This window comes from Flavobacterium cupriresistens, from assembly GCF_020911925.1.
Taxonomy (GTDB): domain Bacteria; phylum Bacteroidota; class Bacteroidia; order Flavobacteriales; family Flavobacteriaceae; genus Flavobacterium; species Flavobacterium cupriresistens.
Window position 1 is genome coordinate 2805409 of sequence record NZ_CP087134.1, and the last position, 20604, is coordinate 2826012.

At 35.6% G+C, this 20604-nt stretch carries 21 protein-coding genes; 5 read left to right on the plus strand and 16 right to left on the minus strand.

Annotated features, from left to right (window positions below):
* The first annotated feature begins 85 nt into the window (after positions 1-85).
* Positions 86-1162: a peptide chain release factor 1 gene (gene prfA / locus LNP23_RS12020; protein ID WP_047775612.1), complete on the plus strand. Its 1077-nt coding sequence runs from the start codon at positions 86-88 to the stop codon at positions 1160-1162.
* A 576-nt stretch (positions 1163-1738) separates the two neighbouring features.
* On the opposite strand, the gene LNP23_RS12025 is transcribed toward prfA, so the two are convergent.
* From LNP23_RS12025 to LNP23_RS12075, 11 genes are all read right to left on the minus strand, one after another.
* Positions 1739-2074, minus strand: a complete 336-nt coding sequence (locus LNP23_RS12025) for a hypothetical protein (RefSeq protein WP_230005080.1) — start codon at positions 2072-2074, stop codon at positions 1739-1741.
* A 22-nt stretch (positions 2075-2096) separates the two neighbouring features.
* On the minus strand, positions 2097-2477 hold the full coding sequence (locus tag LNP23_RS12030) for a hypothetical protein (RefSeq protein ID WP_047775616.1): 381 nt from the start codon (positions 2475-2477) through the stop codon (positions 2097-2099).
* 36 nt (positions 2478-2513) lie between these two features.
* Positions 2514-2798, minus strand: a complete 285-nt coding sequence (locus LNP23_RS12035; protein ID WP_047775618.1) for a YtxH domain-containing protein — start codon at positions 2796-2798, stop codon at positions 2514-2516.
* Between the two features lie 36 nt (positions 2799-2834).
* Positions 2835-2987: a lmo0937 family membrane protein gene (locus LNP23_RS12040; RefSeq protein WP_117610295.1), complete on the minus strand. Its 153-nt coding sequence runs from the start codon at positions 2985-2987 to the stop codon at positions 2835-2837.
* A 37-nt stretch (positions 2988-3024) separates the two neighbouring features.
* On the minus strand, positions 3025-3666 hold the full coding sequence (locus LNP23_RS12045) for a porin family protein (protein ID WP_230005081.1): 642 nt from the start codon (positions 3664-3666) through the stop codon (positions 3025-3027).
* A 44-nt stretch (positions 3667-3710) separates the two neighbouring features.
* Positions 3711-4280, minus strand: coding sequence for a DUF4142 domain-containing protein (locus LNP23_RS12050; RefSeq protein ID WP_230005082.1), 570 nt, complete (start codon positions 4278-4280; stop codon positions 3711-3713).
* A gap of 133 nt (positions 4281-4413) precedes the next feature.
* Positions 4414-6198: a CHASE3 domain-containing protein gene (locus LNP23_RS12055; protein ID WP_230005083.1), complete on the minus strand. Its 1785-nt coding sequence runs from the start codon at positions 6196-6198 to the stop codon at positions 4414-4416.
* 9 nt (positions 6199-6207) lie between these two features.
* Complete coding sequence (locus LNP23_RS12060) at positions 6208-6657, minus strand: response regulator (protein WP_047775625.1); 450 nt, start codon at positions 6655-6657, stop codon at positions 6208-6210.
* A 20-nt stretch (positions 6658-6677) separates the two neighbouring features.
* Positions 6678-7229, minus strand: coding sequence for a helix-turn-helix domain-containing protein (locus tag LNP23_RS12065; RefSeq protein ID WP_230005084.1), 552 nt, complete (start codon positions 7227-7229; stop codon positions 6678-6680).
* A 162-nt stretch (positions 7230-7391) separates the two neighbouring features.
* Positions 7392-7577 carry a CsbD family protein gene (locus tag LNP23_RS12070; RefSeq protein WP_047775628.1) on the minus strand — a complete coding sequence of 62 codons (186 nt, stop codon included), beginning with the start codon at positions 7575-7577 and terminating at the stop codon, positions 7392-7394.
* Positions 7578-7683: 106 nt separating this feature from the next.
* Positions 7684-8157: a Dps family protein gene (locus tag LNP23_RS12075; protein ID WP_047775629.1), complete on the minus strand. Its 474-nt coding sequence runs from the start codon at positions 8155-8157 to the stop codon at positions 7684-7686.
* 159 nt (positions 8158-8316) lie between these two features.
* On the opposite strand from LNP23_RS12075, the gene LNP23_RS12080 reads away from it, so the two are divergent.
* The 4 genes from LNP23_RS12080 (at position 8317) to katG (ending at position 15244) form a co-directional block, all read left to right on the plus strand.
* A complete protein-coding gene (locus LNP23_RS12080; protein WP_230005085.1) occupies positions 8317-10500 on the plus strand; it encodes a DUF5723 family protein in 2184 nt (727 codons plus the stop codon).
* 114 nt (positions 10501-10614) lie between these two features.
* Positions 10615-11433 carry an orotidine-5'-phosphate decarboxylase gene (pyrF, locus tag LNP23_RS12085; protein ID WP_230005086.1) on the plus strand — a complete coding sequence of 273 codons (819 nt, stop codon included), beginning with the start codon at positions 10615-10617 and terminating at the stop codon, positions 11431-11433.
* A 182-nt stretch (positions 11434-11615) separates the two neighbouring features.
* A complete protein-coding gene (locus LNP23_RS12090; RefSeq protein ID WP_230005087.1) occupies positions 11616-12416 on the plus strand; it encodes an ABC transporter substrate-binding protein in 801 nt (266 codons plus the stop codon).
* A gap of 623 nt (positions 12417-13039) precedes the next feature.
* Entirely contained in the window at positions 13040-15244 is a 2205-nt protein-coding gene (katG, locus tag LNP23_RS12095; protein WP_230005088.1) for a catalase/peroxidase HPI, read from the plus strand.
* A gap of 469 nt (positions 15245-15713) precedes the next feature.
* Here the strand turns inward: katG and purU are convergent, their stop codons facing one another.
* From purU to LNP23_RS12120, 5 genes are all read right to left on the minus strand, one after another.
* Positions 15714-16568 carry a formyltetrahydrofolate deformylase gene (gene purU / locus LNP23_RS12100; protein ID WP_230005089.1) on the minus strand — a complete coding sequence of 285 codons (855 nt, stop codon included), beginning with the start codon at positions 16566-16568 and terminating at the stop codon, positions 15714-15716.
* 136 nt (positions 16569-16704) lie between these two features.
* Positions 16705-17424 carry a DUF4197 domain-containing protein gene (locus LNP23_RS12105; protein ID WP_047775635.1) on the minus strand — a complete coding sequence of 240 codons (720 nt, stop codon included), beginning with the start codon at positions 17422-17424 and terminating at the stop codon, positions 16705-16707.
* 319 nt (positions 17425-17743) lie between these two features.
* Positions 17744-18364: a hypothetical protein gene (locus LNP23_RS12110; RefSeq protein WP_230005090.1), complete on the minus strand. Its 621-nt coding sequence runs from the start codon at positions 18362-18364 to the stop codon at positions 17744-17746.
* Positions 18365-18389: 25 nt separating this feature from the next.
* A complete protein-coding gene (locus LNP23_RS12115) occupies positions 18390-18809 on the minus strand; it encodes a cytochrome c oxidase assembly factor Coa1 family protein (protein ID WP_047775792.1) in 420 nt (139 codons plus the stop codon).
* 129 nt (positions 18810-18938) lie between these two features.
* The gene (locus LNP23_RS12120) at positions 18939-20549 is read right to left on the minus strand and encodes a L,D-transpeptidase family protein (protein ID WP_230005091.1); all 1611 of its coding nucleotides are present in this window, start codon (positions 20547-20549) and stop codon (positions 18939-18941) included.
* Positions 20550-20604 lie beyond the last annotated feature (55 nt).

Here is a 20604-nt window from a genome sequence, read left to right on the forward strand (position 1 = left end):
GGCTTCTAAAAAACTTGAAACATGAAACATACAACTATAAACAAAAATTTCGTAATTTTGCACTCCAAATAAAAGGGATTATAAAATGTTAGATAGACTTCAAATAGTAAAACAACGTTTTGACGAGATTTCGGATTTGATTATCCAGCCGGATGTTATTTCGGATCAGAAACGTTATGTGCAATTGAATCAAGAGTACAAAAACTTGAAAGCATTGGCTGAAAAGCGTGATGAATATGTGCTGTTGATGGCTAATATAGAAGAGGCAAACGAAATTATTGCTGATGGAAGTGATGCAGATATGACCGAAATGGCCAAGATGCAATTGGATGAAGCAAAAGAAAGACTGCCTGAACTTGAGGAAGAAATTAAATTTATGTTGATTCCTAAAGATCCTGAAGATGCTAAAAACGTGATGGTCGAGATTCGTGCTGGTACGGGTGGAGATGAGGCGAGTATCTTTGCAGGGGATTTGTTCAGAATGTATACAAAATACTGTGAAAATCAAGGTTGGAGAACTTCGGTTGTAGATATGAACGAAGGAACTTCGGGTGGTTTTAAAGAGGTTATTTTTGAGGTTACGGGTGAAGATGTTTACGGAACTTTGAAGTTTGAAGCTGGTGTACACCGTGTACAACGTGTTCCTCAAACGGAAACTCAGGGTCGTGTGCATACCTCGGCAGCTACCGTTATGGTTTTGCCGGAAGCGGAAGAGTTTGATGTACAGATTGATATGAACGATGTTCGTGTGGATTTCTTCTGTTCGTCAGGACCTGGTGGACAGTCTGTAAATACTACAAAATCTGCGGTACGTTTAACGCACATTCCGACCGGATTGGTGGCGCAATGTCAGGATCAGAAATCGCAACATAAAAATAAAGACAAAGCGTTAACGGTTTTACGTTCTCGTTTATACGAACAAGAATTGGCTAAGAAAGAGGCTGAGGATGCTACAAAACGTACTTCTCAGGTAAGTTCAGGTGACCGTTCGGCTAAGATTCGTACTTACAACTACGCACAAGGTCGTGTAACGGATCACAGAGTTGGATTGACTTTATACGATTTAGGAAATATTATGAATGGTGATATTCAGAAAATTGTGGCTGAGCTGCAATTGGTGAATAATATGGAGAAATTGAAGGAAGCTTCGGAGGTTTTCTAAGGGGGCTGAGGTTCTGAGTTACTGAGATGCTAAGATTTATAGAAAAGGCTGTTTCACTTTGTGAAACGGCCTTTTTTTTGGTCATTTGTGTCCTTTCGAGCGAAGTCGAGAAATCGCACAAGAAACTCCGTACAGTTTGTCATCCTGAGGAACGAAGGATCTTCGTTTGCTGAATCGATACCGTTGCGCTTTACTTTGCGGAATTACTTGCGAAGATACTTCGTTCCTCAGTATGACAAAATTGTGGAAAATAGAAATGGAGCGCCTTGTGTGATTTCTCATTTGAAATGACAAGATTGTGGTTACGCTGCGGAAAAACAAAGAAAAAGCCTTCCTTTTTCTAGTAACAAAAAAACAAAAACCCCGATAGATTTTTTAAAATCTATCGGGGTCTTATTTTAAATTTCAAATTTGAACCTTTGCAACTCTGAGCCTTTGCAACTAAGCAAAGAACCTAGACTCCAAAAAATACTCTCGTAAATTCAAAACATTTATATAGATTAGAGTAGAGTTGCACACCATTTTTTATAAGTACTTCATTGAACTTTTCCATACTATAAGATTTAAGTTAGACAATTACTCCTTTGATGATTCGTGCGGCTTAGAAACGATATTGGTTACGGCAAACTGTAAGAGTGTACCAAAGATATTTTTGATTTTAGAATCACTTTTTCCGACTACGATTTTTTTGGCGAGATAGCCAATAACGATGCTAACCGCAGATTGTGCTAAATTGCTTTTAAAACCGACTGTTTCGTTGATTTCTTCAACGGTATTCCGAATGAGGTTAAGAGGTTTCAGATTGTCTCTGATCTCATCGATTTCCTCTTTTATGGCACACCATTCTCTGTCCTGTCGGTTTTCGAGTAGTCGAATCCTCTGATTTAAGGTATCAATAGTATAAGTTTCCATAACAGTCTTTTTTGATTTAACGTTACTTTAAATCAGGATCTATTTCTGTATTTTCATCTTTTAAAATACTGGAAATAATCATATTCCCAATCGGAGTCTTGATTAGTTTGTGTTGCATTTTATGCAATACGATGGCCGCAATCAGATAAACCAGTGCCATGATAAAGAAACCGTAATAATACTGTCCCAGTTCGCTCCCAATCCATAAACTAAGTCCAATATTCAGGAACAAGGTAAAGAATGCAACAACAGCGCCAACTGCTATTCTGGATGTTAAGGTTGACAGCGCGTCTGCAGACGACGACACTGTTTTGAGTTTGATTAATTCAAAACTCGTTTTGGTATAATTTTCAGCCTTTTCATAAAGATTAAGGTTCTCGTTTGTTGTTGCATTCGGTTCCATTATATTTGGTTTTATGGTTTGAAAAATTCCCTTTTTCTAGTAGTTCGTTTTTACGGTTTTTGCTTCCTCCTTAATGGTGTTGAAGTCTTCTTTGGCAGCGTTGAATCTTGCTTTACCTTCTTCGATAATTTCTTTACCGTTTGAAGAGATGGTGTGCATGATATCATCAACTTTGCTTTTTAAATTATCTTTGTAATCTTTCGATTTATCTGAGATTTTTTTTCTTGTATTTGATCCTTTATCCGGTGCAAATAATACTCCTAAAAATGCTCCCGCCGCTGCGGCTCCTAAAATTCCTAAAACTGTGGTGCTCGTTTTCATAATATTTGATTTATTGGATTATTAATTAGTGTTGTTTTAAACTTCACGGCCTTTTATAAGCCTCAATAAAATAGCGATAATAGCAATGACTAATAAAATATGAATAATACTTCCCAGGCTGTAAACAAAAAATCCAAGGGCCCAAAGAATAACTAAAATCAATGCTACTGTGTATAGTAAGTTTGACATGGCTTTTATATTTAGGGTTAATATTCAGTTATTGTTTTTAATTTAACTTATACGAGAGGTATAAAGTCAAATTGCTGTTTTTGGCATCAGGAAAAGTATAGGTTGTTCCTGCTACTGTTCGTTCTTTACCAATTGTAGTAAGACCATAATTGTAACGTAATCCGACACTTAGAGGGTTAAAGTCAACTCCTACACCTGCTGACAGACCGGCGTCAAATTTGTTTAGATCATCGGTGTCTATGTCTTGGGTAAAGTTGAAGTCTCCTTCACCGCTGACTTTGGAGCTTACCAGATAGGAAGCATAACCACCGGCATGAACATTAAAATTTTTGGTAATATTTACGCGTACTAACAAGGGAACTTCGATGTAGCTTAATTTGAACTTCGTATTTCCACTTGCGAAAGCGTTATTGTAGTCTAGTTTTGAACCCTTTGTGGTAAACAGAATCTCGGGCTGAATAGCGATAAAGTCCGAAATAGGTAATGTTGCATAAAGACCGGCATTAAAGCCGTACAATATATTCTCATCGTCAGCGTCGTTGCTGTATAAGTTAGACATGTTGAATCCTCCTTTTACACCAAACTCTGTATTCACATTATTGTTCTGAGCGTGCAGCATTCCAAATGAGGCTGTTAAAAAAAGGGTCAAGGCGTATAAAAAATTGGTTTGCATTTTCATAGTTAAATAATTTAGTTAATAGTAGATAGATTAATTAAAGGCGTTTAGTTTATTTGTTCTCTGATTTGCGCAGTTTCTCTTAAAAACTGATAATTTTCCGGTAGATACTGTAATACAAATTTTAAAATCACTCTGTCGTTTGTGTCTTTAGAAATGGATTCAAATAACTTGATTTGCTGTTCTAATAATTTTGCAATCGAATTAAGATAAGCTTCATCAAAGTCAACGTCATTTTTATCAATTAGTTCTCGTAAACCTGGCGTGTTGTTGGCGTTTATATCGGTAACGATTACAAGCCTGTTATTGGCCATTTTGTTTATATCCTCTAACAAAAGATTCTGATGACTTTCTATTCTTTTACTGATTTCCCGGATACTACTTTGTGAACTTTTTTGTTCGGCAATCTGACTTTTAGAAATAATAGACTTACCAATATTTGCCGTCGCAATTAGAAAATAAGCCTCAGTATGTTCTTTGTCACTTTTAATAAAAACTTCATTTTTTAAAGTCGTTTCTATTGAATCACTTTCTTTGCATGATGAAATGCACAGGGTCATAATCAATAAAAAAAAGACTCTTAAAATAGATGCTTTTACGTCAGGTTTTGCTTTCATTTAGAACTTCATAAAGTATTACATTACAAAGATGCCACCGAAATGATTATTTTATTTTACAGCATAAAAAAGAAACGTTATATAATTCCCATAATGGGCTTATATAACGTCTCATAGGTCGGTTTTTTGCGTTTTAATCCGGTAGAAAAACAGTAAATAAAGAGCCCTCGTCGGGAGTACTGTCGGCTATAATATAACCTTTATGGTTGTCGGCTATTTTCTTACAGATGGCTAAGCCAATTCCGGTTCCGGGATAATCTGTTTTGGAGTGTAAACGTTGAAAGAGCACAAAAATGGTTTCTTTAAACTGCGGGTCAAATCCCATTCCGTTATCTTTAAATGTGATTTTGTGATACTTTTTTACGTTTTGATCTAACAAATTGTGATAGTCGGCTGAGTTTACTTTTTCACTTTCAACCTGAATTTCAGGCGCAATACCCGGACGGTTGTATTTTAGTGAATTTCCAATTAAATTAATAAAAAGCTGTTCGATCTGGTAGGGAATTACAGATAGCTTAGGCAATTTAGAAACGGTGATAGTTGCCTTTTTCTCGTCAATAACTTCTGTTAGTTCCGATTTGGTATTTTCAAAAATATCATTCAGATTGGTTTTAATGAACTCTTTTTTGGTGGTATTGGTTCTTGAAAACAATAGTAAGTCATCAATTAAAACGCGCATTCTCTTGGCTGAGGCCTCAATTTTATTGAGGTATTCTTTAGCGCTGTCGGATAAAACAGCTTTATCGGCATCTGAAACTCTGGATATAAAGGTTTGAATTTTTCGAAGCGGTTCCTGTAAATCGTGACTGGCTACATGGTTGAAAGAGGCCAGCTCTTTATTACTTTTTTCCAATTCGTCATTTCGCTCTTGCAGTTCTATATTCAGCAAATGCTCGTCTGTGATGTCAAAATTAATTCCGAGTAAAATTTTACCACCCTGTTGATCCGTCAGTAGTTTTCCTGTCGATTTAAAATGTCTGATTTCATGATCGGCACGTAAAACTTTATAATAGATAAACGGCAATTGTTTTTTGTTCAAAATACCGTCCATAGAATTTGCAATAGCGTCTCTGTCATCAGGATGGACATACTCTAAAAAGGTCTCTTTTTCGGGAACAAATGAATTGGGTTTAACGCCCAGTAAACGATATTGATTGTCGGAATAATCAATTTTTTGAGTGTCTAAGTCCCATTGCCAGGTGCTAAATTTACCTGTTATTTCAGACTCTGCCATTAAACGGGACGAGATCAGGAGTTTTTTGTTGTAGACCATCAAACGATGAATGTCCCGGCTGATTTGTCTGTAAGCCAGTATGATGAAGGTTAAAGCGGTCAGGAATAAGGAGATCGAAAAAACAGGCCCCAAAGAAATTTCCTCATCGTAAATTTTCAAACGTTTTTGGAGATACTCTTTTTCGATATCATTCATTTTGTCTACCTGAAAGCGAATGTTCTCCATTAGAATCCGGCCTCCGAACATATAATTGTCTAGTCTTCTTTTGTCGTATGTTTTTGGATCACTGTATTTAAAACAATTTTCGAACGAAGTAAAACGTTGAATAATTAATTTAAATAGTTTTCGAAGGTTTTGTTGTTGCCTTGCGTTATCTGCGGTGAGTTTTTTTAAAGTAATAAAGGAAGTATTTACCTTGTCCCGGGAATAAAGGTAAGGGCTCAGGAAGCGATTATTGCGCGTTATGATGTAACCGCGCTGTCCGGTTTCGGCATCTTTTATAGCCGACATTAACCGCTCCAGCTGAATGTTTATTTCATACGTATGCATAACCAACTTACTGGATTCGTTTAGATCCTGGTTGTGTTTGTATGCAATAGAGGAAAGAAATAACAGAATGAAAACTGCAATTACAAAAATAACTCTCAATGAGTTTGAAGAATTAAACTTGGGTAGCCATTTCATGGAATGTTATTATTTTAGGCGTAACAAAAAATTATCACGGTTAAGACCAGACGTGTGATAGTGCCAATTTAAGGTAACGACTTCATTAATAATTTTTTTCAGTGTACTAAAATCACTTGGTTTTTTGATGTAAATATTAGCCCCTTCAATAAAGGTATCTTCGATGTCTTCTTCTGAAGACGAAGTAGAATATATAGCGATAATGATATTTTTAAGATGCTCGGTTTTTTTGATTTCCTTCAAACATTCTTTGCCCGTTTTTTTCGGCATATTTAAATCCAGAAATAAAATATCAGGTATTTTGATGTCCGGCGTTTTCAAATGTTCCATCAATTGAAGACCATCATGAACGAAGGTTACATCGGTTTGAACTCTTACTTCTTCAAAGGCATCCTTAAAAAAAAGTCTGTCATCTTCATCGTCATCAGCGAGTAAAATGTGTAATGCGTTTTTTTGCATCTATTTTATGGTATTTGTATTTATTGTAAATTTTCTCGTCTCTTTTTTATAATCCTCTGAAAAGCCGATGGCGTAATTCCGGTAGTGTTTTTAAATTGTGTACTCAAATGGGCAACACTCGAATAATTCAATAAAAAAGCAATTTCGGTCAGACTCATCTCATTGACTAACATCAACTGTTTGGCTCTTTCTATTTTTTGTATAATGATGAAATTTTCAATCGAAGAATAGGTTACTTCCGAAAAAACATTCGATAAATACCCGTAACTATGATTTAATTTCTCCGCCAAAAAAACAGAACTTTTCAGGTTGTTATTGTCATCTACATAAACCAGTTCAATAATCGCATCTTTGATTTTCTGAACCAAGACACTCTTTTGATTCTCAACAACTTCAAACCCATATGGACTTAGTGAATTTTTTAAGTTTTCAAGTCCTTCTGCATCAAGCATTTTAGTAAGTTCAATTTCACCAAACCCCAGGGTGTTAAAGTCTATATTTTGTTCGTCCAGCTTTTCTTGTAAAAAAAGGGAACAAATCGCATTGATATCGAACTTTATAAATAGTTTCATAGGATTAAAATAGGGTTAAAGATAATTATTTTTTTCATGCTTACTGTTGGCTTATAGATTTAATTAAGATTTTGGGGCTTGAAAATTTATGGTTTGTCGTAACGAAAAAAATACCGTCTAAGTTTAAAATTCAGACGGTATTCTCTCTGGGCCAAAAAAGGTTTATAAATCAGATAACATTTGCTTAAATTCCTCCTTCGTTTTGCCTAATTTTTGCTGAAGTTTTCCATACATTTCTTCTTCTTTTCCCTCAGCATACATTAAGTCATCATCTGTCAGTTCGGCAAATTTTTGTTTCAGTTTCCCTTTTAGCTCATTCCAGTTTCCTTTTATTTCTGTAGTATTCATAATAGTTTTCTTTAATGATTAATAGTATTGTAAAATTGCAAATTAATCATCGTTTATCTCTTACATCGATTTTTAGGAATGTTACATTATTCACAGTTATGGTATTTTAAACCTGATAACGACGAAGAATCCAGGCCATTTTTTCGTGTTGTTGTAATAATCCCGTAATAAAATCGGCAGAACCCACATCGTGATTGTCATTTTCGAAAGTCGGAATAAAAGCTCTGAATTCGGTCACCAGTTGTTCATGATTATCGAGTAATTCCTGTAACATATGTTTCTGTGAAGCATATACTTTAGGAGATTCTTTTAAGGTTGAATTTTCGATAAATTCGTGCATCGTTCCAATTGTTTTTTCACCCAATTGACTAATGCGTTCTGCCACTTCATCGATGTTGTTTTCTAAAATTCGATACTGTTCTTCAAACAATTTATGCAATTCCATGAAGCTGTTTCCTGAAATATTCCAGTGAAATTTCCTGGTTTTTACATATAATGTCATTTCATTAGATAAAATTGTGGCTAATATATTCGTGCTTTTCTTTAAATTTTTTGTGGTAATACCAATATTTGGAATCATAATCGCTTGATTTTCGGTTCATTCCAAATTTAACATAAAGAGCTGTTTTATTTTTTATAGAATTTGACAAAGATGTTACAGGAATTCAATGTTTTGGTAACCTCCGAATGAATCCTTTATTGTAGTTTTGCCGCCGAATTAACTTAAACCCCGATTTGAATGAAAAAACAAATACTTATTCTATTAACTTTCAGCGCCTCTTTTACAGTCAAAGCCCAATCTTATTCCGGTTATTTTCATGATAATTATGCTGGTGTACAAAGTGTACTTTTTAACCCGGCTTCTATAGCTGATTCTCGTTTTAAAACTGATATCAATATATTCTCAGTGAGCGGATCGGTACAAAACGATTTGTACGGGGTACGTCTTTTTGATGTTTACAAGGATGGTTATGATTTTGATAAACAAGCAAAGATGACGCCTTCTGGCTCAAATAGTGGCCTTGCCAATTTTGATATTATGGGGCCGTCTTTTATGTTTAATATCGCTCCGAAGCATACTTTGGCAGTTTTTACAAGAGCAAGATCAGTATCTAATGTTAGAAATATTAACGGATACCTTGTAGATCAGGTTAAGGACGGATTGGACATGTCAGGCAATTTTAACTTCGATGCCGGGAATCTAAATGCAGCTTCAAACTCATGGGCTGAATTAGGAATTTCGTATGCAGCAGTTTTATACCAAAAGAACCAACATTTCTTAAAAGGAGGTTTAACAGCTAAGTATTTGCAAGGTGGTGTAAACGGTTATGTACAAGGAAAAGATGTAAAAGTAGCGTATGTTGAAAATACAACTAATCCTCAGGCTGGTGTTCTGGCATCTACAGGAGAAATTACGATTGGTGCAAGTCAGGATTTTGAAGCCAATGACGATTACAAATTTGATTCCGGTTCAAGAGGATTCGGTTTTGATTTTGGACTTGTTTACGAATGGAGACCGGATTATGAGCAATACGATTTGAGTAATGCAAAACCGGCTGATAATAATTTCAGAGATTTAAACAAATACAAACTTCGCTTTGGATTGTCTGTTACAGATATTGGATCTATAGATTACAGAAACGCAAAACAGGATACCTATAATGTGACTGGTGTTGTGACAGAAAAGATGATCGATGACATGAGTAATTTATACGATTTTCTAAACGAACATTATACGAAAACATCAACTTCAAAAGGAGCAAAAACAAATTTGCCAACCGCACTTCATGCTGATGTGGATTGGAATATGTACAGAAAATTCTATTTGAATTTGAACGGAGATATCAATATGGTTTCTGCTAATAAACTAAACGGTTACGGAATCGCAGACCGAGTAAGTTTAACTCCTCGTTACGAAAGCAGATGGTTTAGTTTTTATATGCCGATGACCTGGATGGAATACAGCGGAATGCAAGTTGGTTCAGGAATTCGCGTAGGAGCTTTCTTTATTGGTTCAGGATCTGTGTTGACTAATTTAGTTTCTAAAGAATCAAAAGGAGCCGATTTTCATTTGGGTATGAAGATTCCGGTTTACCAAAAGAAATTTAAGGATACAGACGAAGACGGTGTTATCGATAAAGAAGATGCTTGTAGAAAAGTAGCAGGACCAGCAGAAAATAATGGTTGCCCATGGCCGGATACAGATGGTGATAACGTTTTTGATAAAGATGATGCTTGTCCGGATGTGAAAGGCCCAATCGAAAACAAAGGATGTCCATGGAAAGATTCAGATGGCGATACTTTATTAGACAATGTTGATGCTTGTCCAAAAGTGGCAGGTCCTGTAGAAAACAAAGGATGTCCTTGGCCAGATACGGATAAAGACGGCGTTTTAGATAAAGATGATGCTTGTGTTGATGTTCCTGGTTTGGTTGAAAACAAAGGCTGTCCGGTTTTAGATGCAGATAAAGACGGTATTCCGGATAATGAAGATAATTGTCCATTGATTGCGGGACCAAAAGAAAATAAAGGTTGCCCGGAAGTTTCTAAAGCGACATTAGAGCAATTAAAAGTAGAAGCAAAATCGATCTTTTTTACAACAGGTAAAGCAACGTTGAACGATGCCAGAAAAGGAGAAACATCAGGAAGATTAGATGCAATCAAAGAAATCCTGAAAAATTATCCAAATGCTAAATTTGCAATTAACGGTCACACGGATAATGTTGGTAATGCTAAAGCGAATCAAAAATTATCGGAAGCCAGAGCCAAAGCAATTATGGATCTTTTAATTAGTAAAGGAGTAAATCCTGCTAATTTGACTTCTCAGGGATTTGGATCTTCAAAACCGGTAAAATCAAATAAAACAGCAGTAGGAAGAGCTGAAAACAGAAGAACAGAAATTGTTTATTTAGGCAATTTATAAGCCAAATTGAATATAATACCAAAAAGCCATTCTTAATTGAGTGGCTTTTTTTATTTTTGCATACTTCTAAAAAAGAATTATTTCTTGCGAATTGGAAGGATTAAAAAAACAAGAATGACAACACAACAACTACACGAACAAATTCTTCAGAAAAAATCATTTTTATGCGTTGGATTAGATCCTGATTTAACGAAGATTCCACCTCATTTATTAGAAACTGAAGATCCTATTTTCGAATTCAATAAAGCGATAATCGATGCAACACACGATTTAACGGTAGGGTATAAGCCCAATACGGCTTTCTTTGAAGCGTATGGAATCAAAGGATGGCTTTCGCTTCAGAAAACGATCAATTATATCAATGCCAATTATCCGGATATTTTTACCATTGCCGATGCAAAACGCGGTGATATCGGAAATACATCGAGTATGTATGCCAAAGCTTTTTTCGAAGATTTAAATTTTGACAGTGTGACCGTTGCACCGTATATGGGAAAAGATTCTGTTGAACCCTTTTTGGCTTTTGAAAACAAACATACTATTATGTTAGCCTTGACGTCAAATGAAGGTGCTTTCGACTTTCAAACGTTAACTACAAATGGAAAAGAGTTGTACAAACAAGTTTTGGAAACGTCTAAAACATGGAAAAACAGCGAAAACCTAATGTACGTGGTGGGCGCTACAAAAGCAGAATACTTCGCAGACATCAGAAAAATTGTTCCGGATAGTTTCTTGTTAGTTCCCGGAATTGGTGCGCAAGGCGGTAGTTTATCTGAAGTATGCAAATATGGAATGAATGATAAAATCGGTCTGTTGGTAAATTCTGCTAGAGCTATTATCTACGCCTCAAAAGGAACTGATTTTGCAGAGAAAGCAAGAGAAGAAGCTTTGAAGGTACAGCAGGAAATGGAATCGATTATTAATACTAAATAAGTTTGCAGTCTCGGTTTTCGGTCTCAGCCGGATCGGCTTTGTGAGTTTAACCGCAAGGTTCGCAAAGTTTTAAGCAAAGATCGCAAGAAAAAAACCTTTGCGAACCTTGCGTAGCCCTTGCGCCCTTTGCGGTTAAGAAAACCTGAAACCTGAAACCTGAAACAAAAAAAACAAATCTCCCTTTGAAACAATTCCCCGACCAGCTAGGAACTTTACACACCTTTGAAACGGCTCCAAAACGTATTATTTCGTTGGTACCTTCTCAAACCGAATTATTATATGATTTAGGTTTAGAAGAAAAAATCATCGGGATAACCAAGTTCTGTGTACATCCGTATCATTTAAAAGCGACCAAAAAAGTAGTTGGCGGAACAAAGAAGATTCATTTCGAAAAAATAAAACTATTACAACCCGATATTATCATTTGTAATAAAGAAGAAAACACGGCAGAAATTGTAGCACAATTAAGTGAGATTTGTCCGGTTTGGGTTACGAACATTGTTACTTTGGAAGACAATTTTCAGATGATTTCAGATTTCGGTCAAATTTTTAATTGCCGAACCGAAGCTCAAAAGTGGAATAACAAACTGGCTTTCGCCTTGAGCGATTTCAGAAAATATATTGAGGACATCCCTGTAAAAAAAGCAGCTTATTTTATTTGGAAGAATCCTCACATGGTGGCCGGAAAAGATACCTATATAAATGAATTACTGAAATTGAATCATTTTCAGAATATCTACGAAGACAAAGGACGTTATCCTGAAGTCGAACTCAAAAAAATGCGTTTGGAAGGCGATCCCGATTTGGTTTTTCTTTCCTCAGAACCTTATCCTTTCAAAGAAGAAGATGCTTTCGAAATAGGACGTTTTACCCATCACGCCAAAACTGTTTTTGTTGACGGTGAGATGTTTTCGTGGCATGGTAGCAGATTGCTAAAAGCCTTTCCATACTTTAAGTTACTTCATGAAAGGTTGAAGAATTAATTTGTTTGAAGCTTAAAAGTTTCAAGTTTCAGGTTTCAAGTTTGAAATGTTTCAAGTTTCAGGTTTCAAGTTTCAAGTTTAACCGTAAGGATCGTTAAGTTTTTCACGCAAAGGCCGCAAAGTATTTATTAAAATCTTTGCGGCCTTTGCGTAACTCCTCGCGTACTTTGCGGTTAAATAAGCAAAGTCAAGCAACCTGAAACCTGAAACTTGAAACTTGAAACCTGAAACATTTCAACCCTGAAACATTTCAAACTTCTACCAAAAAAAGAATGCCGGCATCTCGAAGACGCCGGCATCATTTAACTAACCAAAACCAAAATAATAAATAACCAGTTTATTACATTACAAAGATCAGACATATATGAATCGTTTGCTGTTAAGGTTTTGTTATTACTTTGTTGAACATAAGTTAAGATTTTTTAATACGCTGTTCTGAGCTTTCTGTAGCGTTAAATAACTTTTGGTTATTAAAATATAATAACAATCAATTTTGTTTATGAATATCGAAAGCTTTTGTTTGTATATTTGATAAAACGTTAAATATCAGTGTAATGTGGTTTTGTGAAAAAATTACCATTTCACAAAAAAACAGGCAGCTGTCTCAAAAAAAAACAAACAAAATGAGTGAATCAAATCAAAGTAAATGTCCTTTTCATAATGGACAAGTGAAAGAAACGGCCGGGTCAGGAACATCTAATAAAGATTGGTGGCCAAATCGCTTAAACGTTGATATATTACGTCAGCATTCTAATTTGTCAAATCCATTAGGAGAGGATTTTGACTATGCGGCTGCGTTTAAAAGTTTAGATCTAAGTGAAATCAAAAAGGATATTTATGATCTAATGACAAACTCCCAAGACTGGTGGCCTGCAGATTATGGTCATTACGGGCCTTTGTTTATTCGTATGGCGTGGCATAGTGCAGGTACATATCGTATATCGGACGGTCGTGGTGGTGCAAGTTCGGGTAATCAACGATTTGCTCCACTAAATAGCTGGCCGGATAATGGTAATTTAGATAAAGCACGTTTTTTACTTTGGCCAATTAAACAAAAATACGGCAATAAAATCTCCTGGGCAGATTTGATGATTTTGACAGGAAATTGTGCTTTGGAATCCATGGGATTTAAAACCTTTGGATTTGCAGGAGGAAGAGAAGATATTTGGGAATCTGAGAAAGATGTAAACTGGGGTTCAGAAGTAGAATGGTTAGCTACCAGTGATAAAGCGAATAGCAGGTATACTGGTGATCGAAATTTGGAGAACCCACTTGCTGCCGTACAAATGGGATTAATATATGTAAACCCTGAAGGCCCGGACGGTAATCCGGACCCGCTTGGTTCAGGAAGAGATATCAGAGAAACATTTTCTCGTATGGCGATGGATGACGCAGAAACTGTAGCATTAGTTGCCGGTGGTCATACTTTCGGAAAAGCGCATGGTGCAGGAGATGCTGCTTTAGTAGGAGCTGCTCCCGAAGGTGCGAGTATTGAAGAAATGGGACAGGGCTGGAAAAGTACGTATGGTACCGGTATTGCAGGTGATGCCATTACAAGTGGTATCGAAGGTGCCTGGAAACCAAATCCTACTACTTGGGATAATGGTTATTTTGAAACATTATTTAAATACGATTGGATATTAACAAAAAGCCCTGCCGGAGCACACCAATGGAAACCTTCTGATGAAAGTGCTGCCACTACAGTAGAAGATGCGCACGATCCGAACAAACGTCACGCTCCAATGATGACAACGGCTGATATGGCCTTAAAATTGGATCCTGTTTATGAGCCAATTTCAAGAGATTACTTTGAAAATTTTGACAAATTTGCGGATGCGTTTGCCAGAGCATGGTATAAGCTGACGCATAGAGATATGGGACCAATTGCGCGTTATTTAGGACCTGAAGTTCCTAGTGAAATATTAATTTGGCAAGATCCGATTCCGGCGGCTAAAAGTGAATTAAATCAAAATGATATAGCTGTATTAAAAGATAAAATCCTTTCAAGCGGACTTTCAATAGCGCAATTAGTTTCTACTGCCTGGGCTTCTGCTTCTACATTCCGTGGCTCGGATAAACGTGGAGGTGCTAATGGTGCACGTATCCGTTTTGAGCCTCAAATTAATTGGGAAGTCAACAATCCAAATCAATTAAAAAAGGTATTGGCTGTTTTAGAAGGGATACAAAATCAATTTGAAAATTCAGGAAAATCGGTTTCTTTAGCGGACTTAATTGTATTGGGAGGTTCTGCTGCAGTTGAAAAAGCGGTTAGTAACGCCGGTTTTAATTTCGAAGTTCCATTTGCACCGGGTAGAGGAGATGCTACTTTAGAGCAAACGGATGTACATTCCTTTAATGCATTAGAGCCCAAAGCAGACGGATTCCGAAACTATAAAAATGCCAATAATAATTCGATTACAGAAGAACTATTACTGGACAGAGCGCAATTATTGACTCTGACGGCTCCTGAAATGACCGTTTTGGTTGGTGGACTTAGAGTTTTAGATGCTAATTATGACGGGTCTAAAAAAGGTGTTTTTACAAAAAATACAGAGACACTAAGTAATGATTTCTTTGTTAACTTATTAGATCTAACGACAACATGGAAAGCAACAGACGAAACCGGAGAAACATTCGAAGGACGTAATCGTGCAACCGGAGAAACCAAATGGACTGCATCCCGAGCCGATCTTATCTTTGGTTCTAATTCAGAACTTCGCGCCGTAGCTGAAATTTATGGTTCAAACGACTCGAAAGAAAAATTTGCAAAAGATTTTGTTGCTGCCTGGACCAAAGTGATGAACTTAGATCGATTTGATTTGGTTTAGTTTTTTTGGAGGTTCTGAGTTACTAAGTTTCTGAGTTTAGTTGCAAAGACTCAGAGTTGATTTAAAATAAAACCCGACAGGTTTCAAAAACCTGTCGGGTTTGTTATTTTAAAGGTTCAGAGAAAAAACTTAGAGCCTCAGCAACTCAGCTCCTTAGTACCTTTTTCAAGAAAACACCATTGTTTATTTACAAAGGTTCAAAGTTGAAATTTAAACTTAAAATAAAACCCGACAGGTTTCAAAAACCTGTCGGGTTTAAAGATAAGTAGAAAAAAACTTAGAACCTCAGCAACTTAGACTCTTAGTACCTTTTCAAGAAAACACCATTGTTTAGTTACAAAGATTCAAAGTTGAAATTTAAATTTAAAATAAAACCCGACAGGTTTCAAAAACCTGTCGGGTTTGTTATTTTTTAAAGGTTCAGAGAGAAAACTTAGAACCTCAGCAACTCAGCCCCTCAGTACCTTTATCAAGAAAACACCACTGTCTTATTGCTATAAACCATTGTCTTTCTTTCTGCATGAAGTTTAATCGCACGTGCCAGAACAATTCGTTCCAGATCGCGTCCTTTCATTATAAAATCTTCAACGGAATGAATATGCGATACCGGTGCAATATCCTGCTCTATAATCGGACCTTCATCTAACTCCTCGGTTACATAATGACTTGTCGCTCCAATAATTTTTACACCACGTTTAAAAGCCGAATGATAGGGTTTTGCACCCGGAAAAGCAGGTAAAAACGAATGATGGATATTGATGATTTTATTTTCATAAAGCGAAATCAGCTTAGGCGTAATAATCTGCATATAGCGTGCTAAAACAATAAAGTTGATCTGATATTTTTTTAACAGTTCAATTTGTTTTGCTTCCCCTTCTTCCTTATTGTCTTTTGTAAAAGGAACACAATGAAACGGAATGTCAAAACGCTCTGCTATCGATCGCAGATCATTATGGTTGCTTATAATTACAGGAATTTCAACATTCAATTCATCTGCACTGTAACGACCCAAAATATCAAACAAGCAATGATCGTACTTTGAAACAAAGAGTGCCATTCTGGGCTTTTGTTCCTGGTTGTACAAATCCCACGACATTTGAAAATCGGTGGCAATCGTTTGACTGAATTCATTTTTTATGACTTCAATACTACTGTTGGGATTGGTAAATTCACACTCCAGACGCATAAAAAAAACATTTTGCTCCACGTCAACATGTTGATCAATATAGATAATATTTCCATCTACTTTTGCGATAAAAGTAGTTACTGCGGCGATAATTCCTTTTTGGTCTTTGCAGTGAATCAGAATGGTTATTTTTTGCATTTTTTCCGGGTTGTTTATAGTTTTTTGGTTTTAGATTTAAATATAAAGTCTTTAAAGGTTTATACTATGCGCTCAAACAATTAAAATCTTAGGCTCTTAGTCACTCAGCAACTTAGAGCCTTGCGATTAAAAGTAATTATTTAGCATCCTGCATCGCAAAAACTTTTTGTAACAAAGGACTTGTTCTGGATTTGATATTTTCGCGGATCTCTTTTTCTTCTACGGCAATCATTTTAAAAACACCGGCTAAAGCCTGATTCGTTGTATAATCAGTTAAGTCAGGATTTACTTTTTTAACTAAAGGTAGTTTGTTGTATTTAGTAATGATTTTTGTCCAGATTGAATCGGCACCTACCTTTTCGAATGAACTTTTAACCACCGGATTAAATTTTCCGTATAAGTCTTTTGTGGTGCTTCCCTGAAGATAGGTTGTTGCAGCGCTTTCGTTTCCAAGCAGTATGTTTTTAGCATCTGTAATCGATATGTTTTTTACTGCAGAAACAAATATCGGAGTCGCTTCTTTAACCGCATCTTCTGCAGCACGATTCAATACTTTAACACCTTCATCAGCAAGAGAACCCAAACCAAATCTGCGTAAAGTAGCATCTACTTTTTGAAGTTCTTCGGGCATTAAAATTTTTACCGCTTCATTTTTATAAAAACCATCAACGGCTGTTAATTTACTTACCTGTTCTGTAATTCCTTTGTTTAGTGCTTCTTTTAATCCGGAAGCGATATCAATACCGCCAACCCCTAGAACTTTTGAAGATGATTTTGGAAGTTTATTTAGAATGTCTTTCACTTGGGCATTAGAACTAAGAGAAAAGACGAACATTAAAAGGATAATTTTTTTCATTAAATTTTATTTTTTATAAGTTTCAAAAATACTACTTATTCAAAAATAAAGCCACAATTTTATTGCAGGAGCAGAAACAATTTGTTTTAGAATTAACAGTAGTCCCGCTATCCGTTGCAATCTTTTGCGTCGAACTCCGACACAAAAGGATTTTCACTGCTATCGGGGCTATATTATACGTTTTAGTTTTTTTGAGAATGTGTTTTTTATGCCAATTCAGGATTGGTAGTTATCATAAGAAAAATCTTTCGACACTATTGCAAAGCAAAATGGTTACAGGTGTTATATCGAAAAAAAGAGTTTATTTTCTTAAATAATTTTAGTTAAAACCACCATTGATATTTCTTCGGTGTATTTGTTTAATTCCATTTTTTGTAAAAGAATAGGTAGATTCTTCCGTCCAGCTCCATTTTTGAGGTGTTTTTTCGTCAAAGCCAGCCGCAGTATAAATAATTCTTATCGTATTGTTTAGGGTAGCCATTTTTAATACAATAAAAAAATCTTGACTTTTTTCTGAAGATTCCGTTTTACTGCAATATTGTAGGTTTTGCAAAAGAGCTGCATCCTCTTTAAACCATTTCTTTAAAAAAGACAAATGCGTGTCAGAACATTGGTAACCCAGATTAAGAGCCCATAGAAATTTACATTTTAGATTACTTTTGTCCGGTTTTTCATCCCCGTCCCAAGAACATTCGTTACCAATAGAAGTTGCAATATAGCCTAATGCTGCGCGCTGTTGGTTTGTTATTGTTTTGATAAAGTCATCATTAAGTTGAAGGTTGCGATTTTTGTCCAGCCACAATACTGTTACATAATCTTCTTGCGATGCTGGATTGGTAGCTTCTTTATTGGTGGCTGAAGTACTTTTATTTTTGGTTTGGGAAAAAACAGAAAGACTTAAAATTAGAAGAAGCAGGGAGAAAATGACACGTAGGTTCATTAGTAAAGAGTTTTAAATTTGAGTTTTACTTCTTTAGTAAATCGATTTTTTCGTCTGTAGCTTTAATATAAACAGCCATTTCACGGTATTCCCAGGTTCCTCTTTTTTGGGCACTTACAAACAAAGTACCCGTACCTTTTGGACCTTTTATCGGAATTTCTAAATCACAATTTTCAGAATTGCCATTTATTTGAATGCTGCCGGAAGGTAGTCCGTCCATTTCGATAGGTTTTCCTAATTTTTGAATTACTACTTCATTATGGCGAACCTGATTCATTGCATTTTTATAAGCCTCTGATTCTTCCATCATTGAAGTAACTCCAAAAAAAATACCGGCAATAAACAAACCAAAAAGCACGATAAGGCTTAAACATCCGGTTGGTACAAACCATTTCCAGTTTCTGTCCCACCAATTTTTTTTAACTTCATTGTAATTTTCTTCCATAATAAAATAGGGTAATTTTAAATTTAAGTTTAACACTTGAAAGATATTCTTTTTCTCCCAAAATTTTAAACAAACTTAAAATTACCCCGTTTAAAAAATTTAAAAATCAGTTAGTTTTGAATTTAAATATTAGTTGTTAAATGCTACAGATTCCTGATACATAATTTTATTCAGATCATCATCTTTCTCATAAACATCTCTAAAGAAGCTTATTTCCCCGGATTCATTCACCCATGAAGTAAAATAACAGATGTAAATAGGTACTTTGTTCGCTAATTTAAAGGTAGTCTCTTCTTTCCCTTCCATAGCTTTGTTTATTCTGTCGGTAGTCCATTCAGGATAGTCTTTAAGCATCGCGATAGCTAGATTTTTTGCTTCTTTTACATTAATACAACCATGGCTGAAGGTTCTTTTTTCAAAATCGAATAACGTTTTTGCCGGTGTGTCGTGCATATAAATATCTTCAGGGTTAGGGAAAATAAATTTCACCAATCCAAGAGAGTTTTCAGAACCCGGTTTTTGTCTCACCTGACCATTTACCATTTCCATATTATGATCGGCCAGATAGTTTTTATCAGCGGCCATTTTTAATTTTAATTCGTTGTCAACAATACTTTGTGGTACAGTCCAATATGGGCTAAAAACAATTCGGTCGATGTTACCGCTAAAGATTGATGTTTTAGTCAATGCTGAACCCACAAATACGCGGGATGCTAAGGCTGTTTTTCCGTTTTTCACATATACCAATTCAAAAGAAGGCACATTAACCATGATATATTCTTTGTCTTTGATCAATTTTGGAGAAATCCAACGGCAACGTTCCATATTAACCGTCAATATTTTGATTTTATCGGCAATAGGCGTGTTCATGTCTTTAATATGTTCCTCGGCCAGAATGTAGTTAGGTTTAAAACCGTTTCTTAATTTATATTTCATTACAGCATCCATCAGTTCTCTGTCATACACATTACTTTTAGAATCCTGTTTTAAATCCCCCATAACCATCAATCGTGTTCTCACCTGAGCTATTGTATTCGAAACAGCATCAGGACGTAAATCTTTATAAGGAGTTTCTGTTCTAATTGGTGTCCATGTACCGTCTTTTTCGATCTGTCTGTATTTTTCCAGAGCGCCTTGTAATTTATAATACTGATCAAAAAGCAGTTCGTCATTTTTCTCCAGTAAAGCAGGATTTACAATAAGAGAATCTAATAAAGTTTCATAAGACAATTGTTTTTTAGGTAGAAGCCAACCGGTTTTTTTTACCGTTTCTGCATCTAGTCCTTCATAAACCTGGCTCATATAGATAATGTAAGCAGCACTTAACAACAGATCAGAATCGGATTTCGAAGGTCTTTCTTTCGCTTTTTTGTTGAAAATTTTATCAATTTCATTTTCGTAAGGAATTTCAATTTCTAATCCTTCTTCATGTGTTGATTTTAATTTTTGGTGTAACAACTGGCCAAATTCATTGATTTTATTGTCTTCAAACCAAATCGATTCATACGATCTGTTTTTGTACAAGGCCACCACTTTGTTTTGGTATTTTTTTAAATCGGTATATCTTTTAAAAAAGTCATTTAGTACCTCATTATCTACTAAAGGATCAGAATTAGTTGAAAAGGCAGAAGGAAGATCCTGTGATTTCTTATTTTCTGTAGGGTCATTTTTTTTCAAATCAAAGGAAGAAGTTATTAAACCAGTGAATAGAATGATGGTGAAGAGATATATTGTTTTCATTGCATTAAATTTTTACGTTACTACTTAAGTTTGAAAAGTCGTGGTAAAAATTTGG

Excerpts from the sequence above, each read along its gene's own strand:
- prfA (WP_047775612.1), top strand. The coding sequence starts at position 86 with ATGTTAGATAGACTTCAAATAGTAAAACAACGTTTTGACGAGATTTCG.
- LNP23_RS12025 (WP_230005080.1), bottom strand. The coding sequence starts at position 2,074 with ATGGAAACTTATACTATTGATACCTTAAATCAGAGGATTCGACTACTC.
- LNP23_RS12030 (WP_047775616.1), bottom strand. The coding sequence starts at position 2,477 with ATGGAACCGAATGCAACAACAAACGAGAACCTTAATCTTTATGAAAAG.
- LNP23_RS12035 (WP_047775618.1), bottom strand. The coding sequence starts at position 2,798 with ATGAAAACGAGCACCACAGTTTTAGGAATTTTAGGAGCCGCAGCGGCG.
- LNP23_RS12040 (WP_117610295.1), bottom strand. The coding sequence starts at position 2,987 with ATGTCAAACTTACTATACACAGTAGCATTGATTTTAGTTATTCTTTGG.
- LNP23_RS12045 (WP_230005081.1), bottom strand. The coding sequence starts at position 3,666 with ATGAAAATGCAAACCAATTTTTTATACGCCTTGACCCTTTTTTTAACA.
- LNP23_RS12050 (WP_230005082.1), bottom strand. The coding sequence starts at position 4,280 with ATGAAAGCAAAACCTGACGTAAAAGCATCTATTTTAAGAGTCTTTTTT.
- LNP23_RS12055 (WP_230005083.1), bottom strand. The coding sequence starts at position 6,198 with ATGAAATGGCTACCCAAGTTTAATTCTTCAAACTCATTGAGAGTTATT.
- LNP23_RS12060 (WP_047775625.1), bottom strand. The coding sequence starts at position 6,657 with ATGCAAAAAAACGCATTACACATTTTACTCGCTGATGACGATGAAGAT.
- LNP23_RS12065 (WP_230005084.1), bottom strand. The coding sequence starts at position 7,229 with ATGAAACTATTTATAAAGTTCGATATCAATGCGATTTGTTCCCTTTTT.
- LNP23_RS12070 (WP_047775628.1), bottom strand. The coding sequence starts at position 7,577 with ATGAATACTACAGAAATAAAAGGAAACTGGAATGAGCTAAAAGGGAAA.
- LNP23_RS12075 (WP_047775629.1), bottom strand. The coding sequence starts at position 8,157 with ATGATTCCAAATATTGGTATTACCACAAAAAATTTAAAGAAAAGCACG.
- LNP23_RS12080 (WP_230005085.1), top strand. The coding sequence starts at position 8,317 with ATGAAAAAACAAATACTTATTCTATTAACTTTCAGCGCCTCTTTTACA.
- pyrF (WP_230005086.1), top strand. The coding sequence starts at position 10,615 with ATGACAACACAACAACTACACGAACAAATTCTTCAGAAAAAATCATTT.
- katG (WP_230005088.1), top strand. The coding sequence starts at position 13,040 with ATGAGTGAATCAAATCAAAGTAAATGTCCTTTTCATAATGGACAAGTG.
- purU (WP_230005089.1), bottom strand. The coding sequence starts at position 16,568 with ATGCAAAAAATAACCATTCTGATTCACTGCAAAGACCAAAAAGGAATT.
- LNP23_RS12105 (WP_047775635.1), bottom strand. The coding sequence starts at position 17,424 with ATGAAAAAAATTATCCTTTTAATGTTCGTCTTTTCTCTTAGTTCTAAT.
- LNP23_RS12110 (WP_230005090.1), bottom strand. The coding sequence starts at position 18,364 with ATGAACCTACGTGTCATTTTCTCCCTGCTTCTTCTAATTTTAAGTCTT.
- LNP23_RS12115 (WP_047775792.1), bottom strand. The coding sequence starts at position 18,809 with ATGGAAGAAAATTACAATGAAGTTAAAAAAAATTGGTGGGACAGAAAC.
- LNP23_RS12120 (WP_230005091.1), bottom strand. The coding sequence starts at position 20,549 with ATGAAAACAATATATCTCTTCACCATCATTCTATTCACTGGTTTAATA.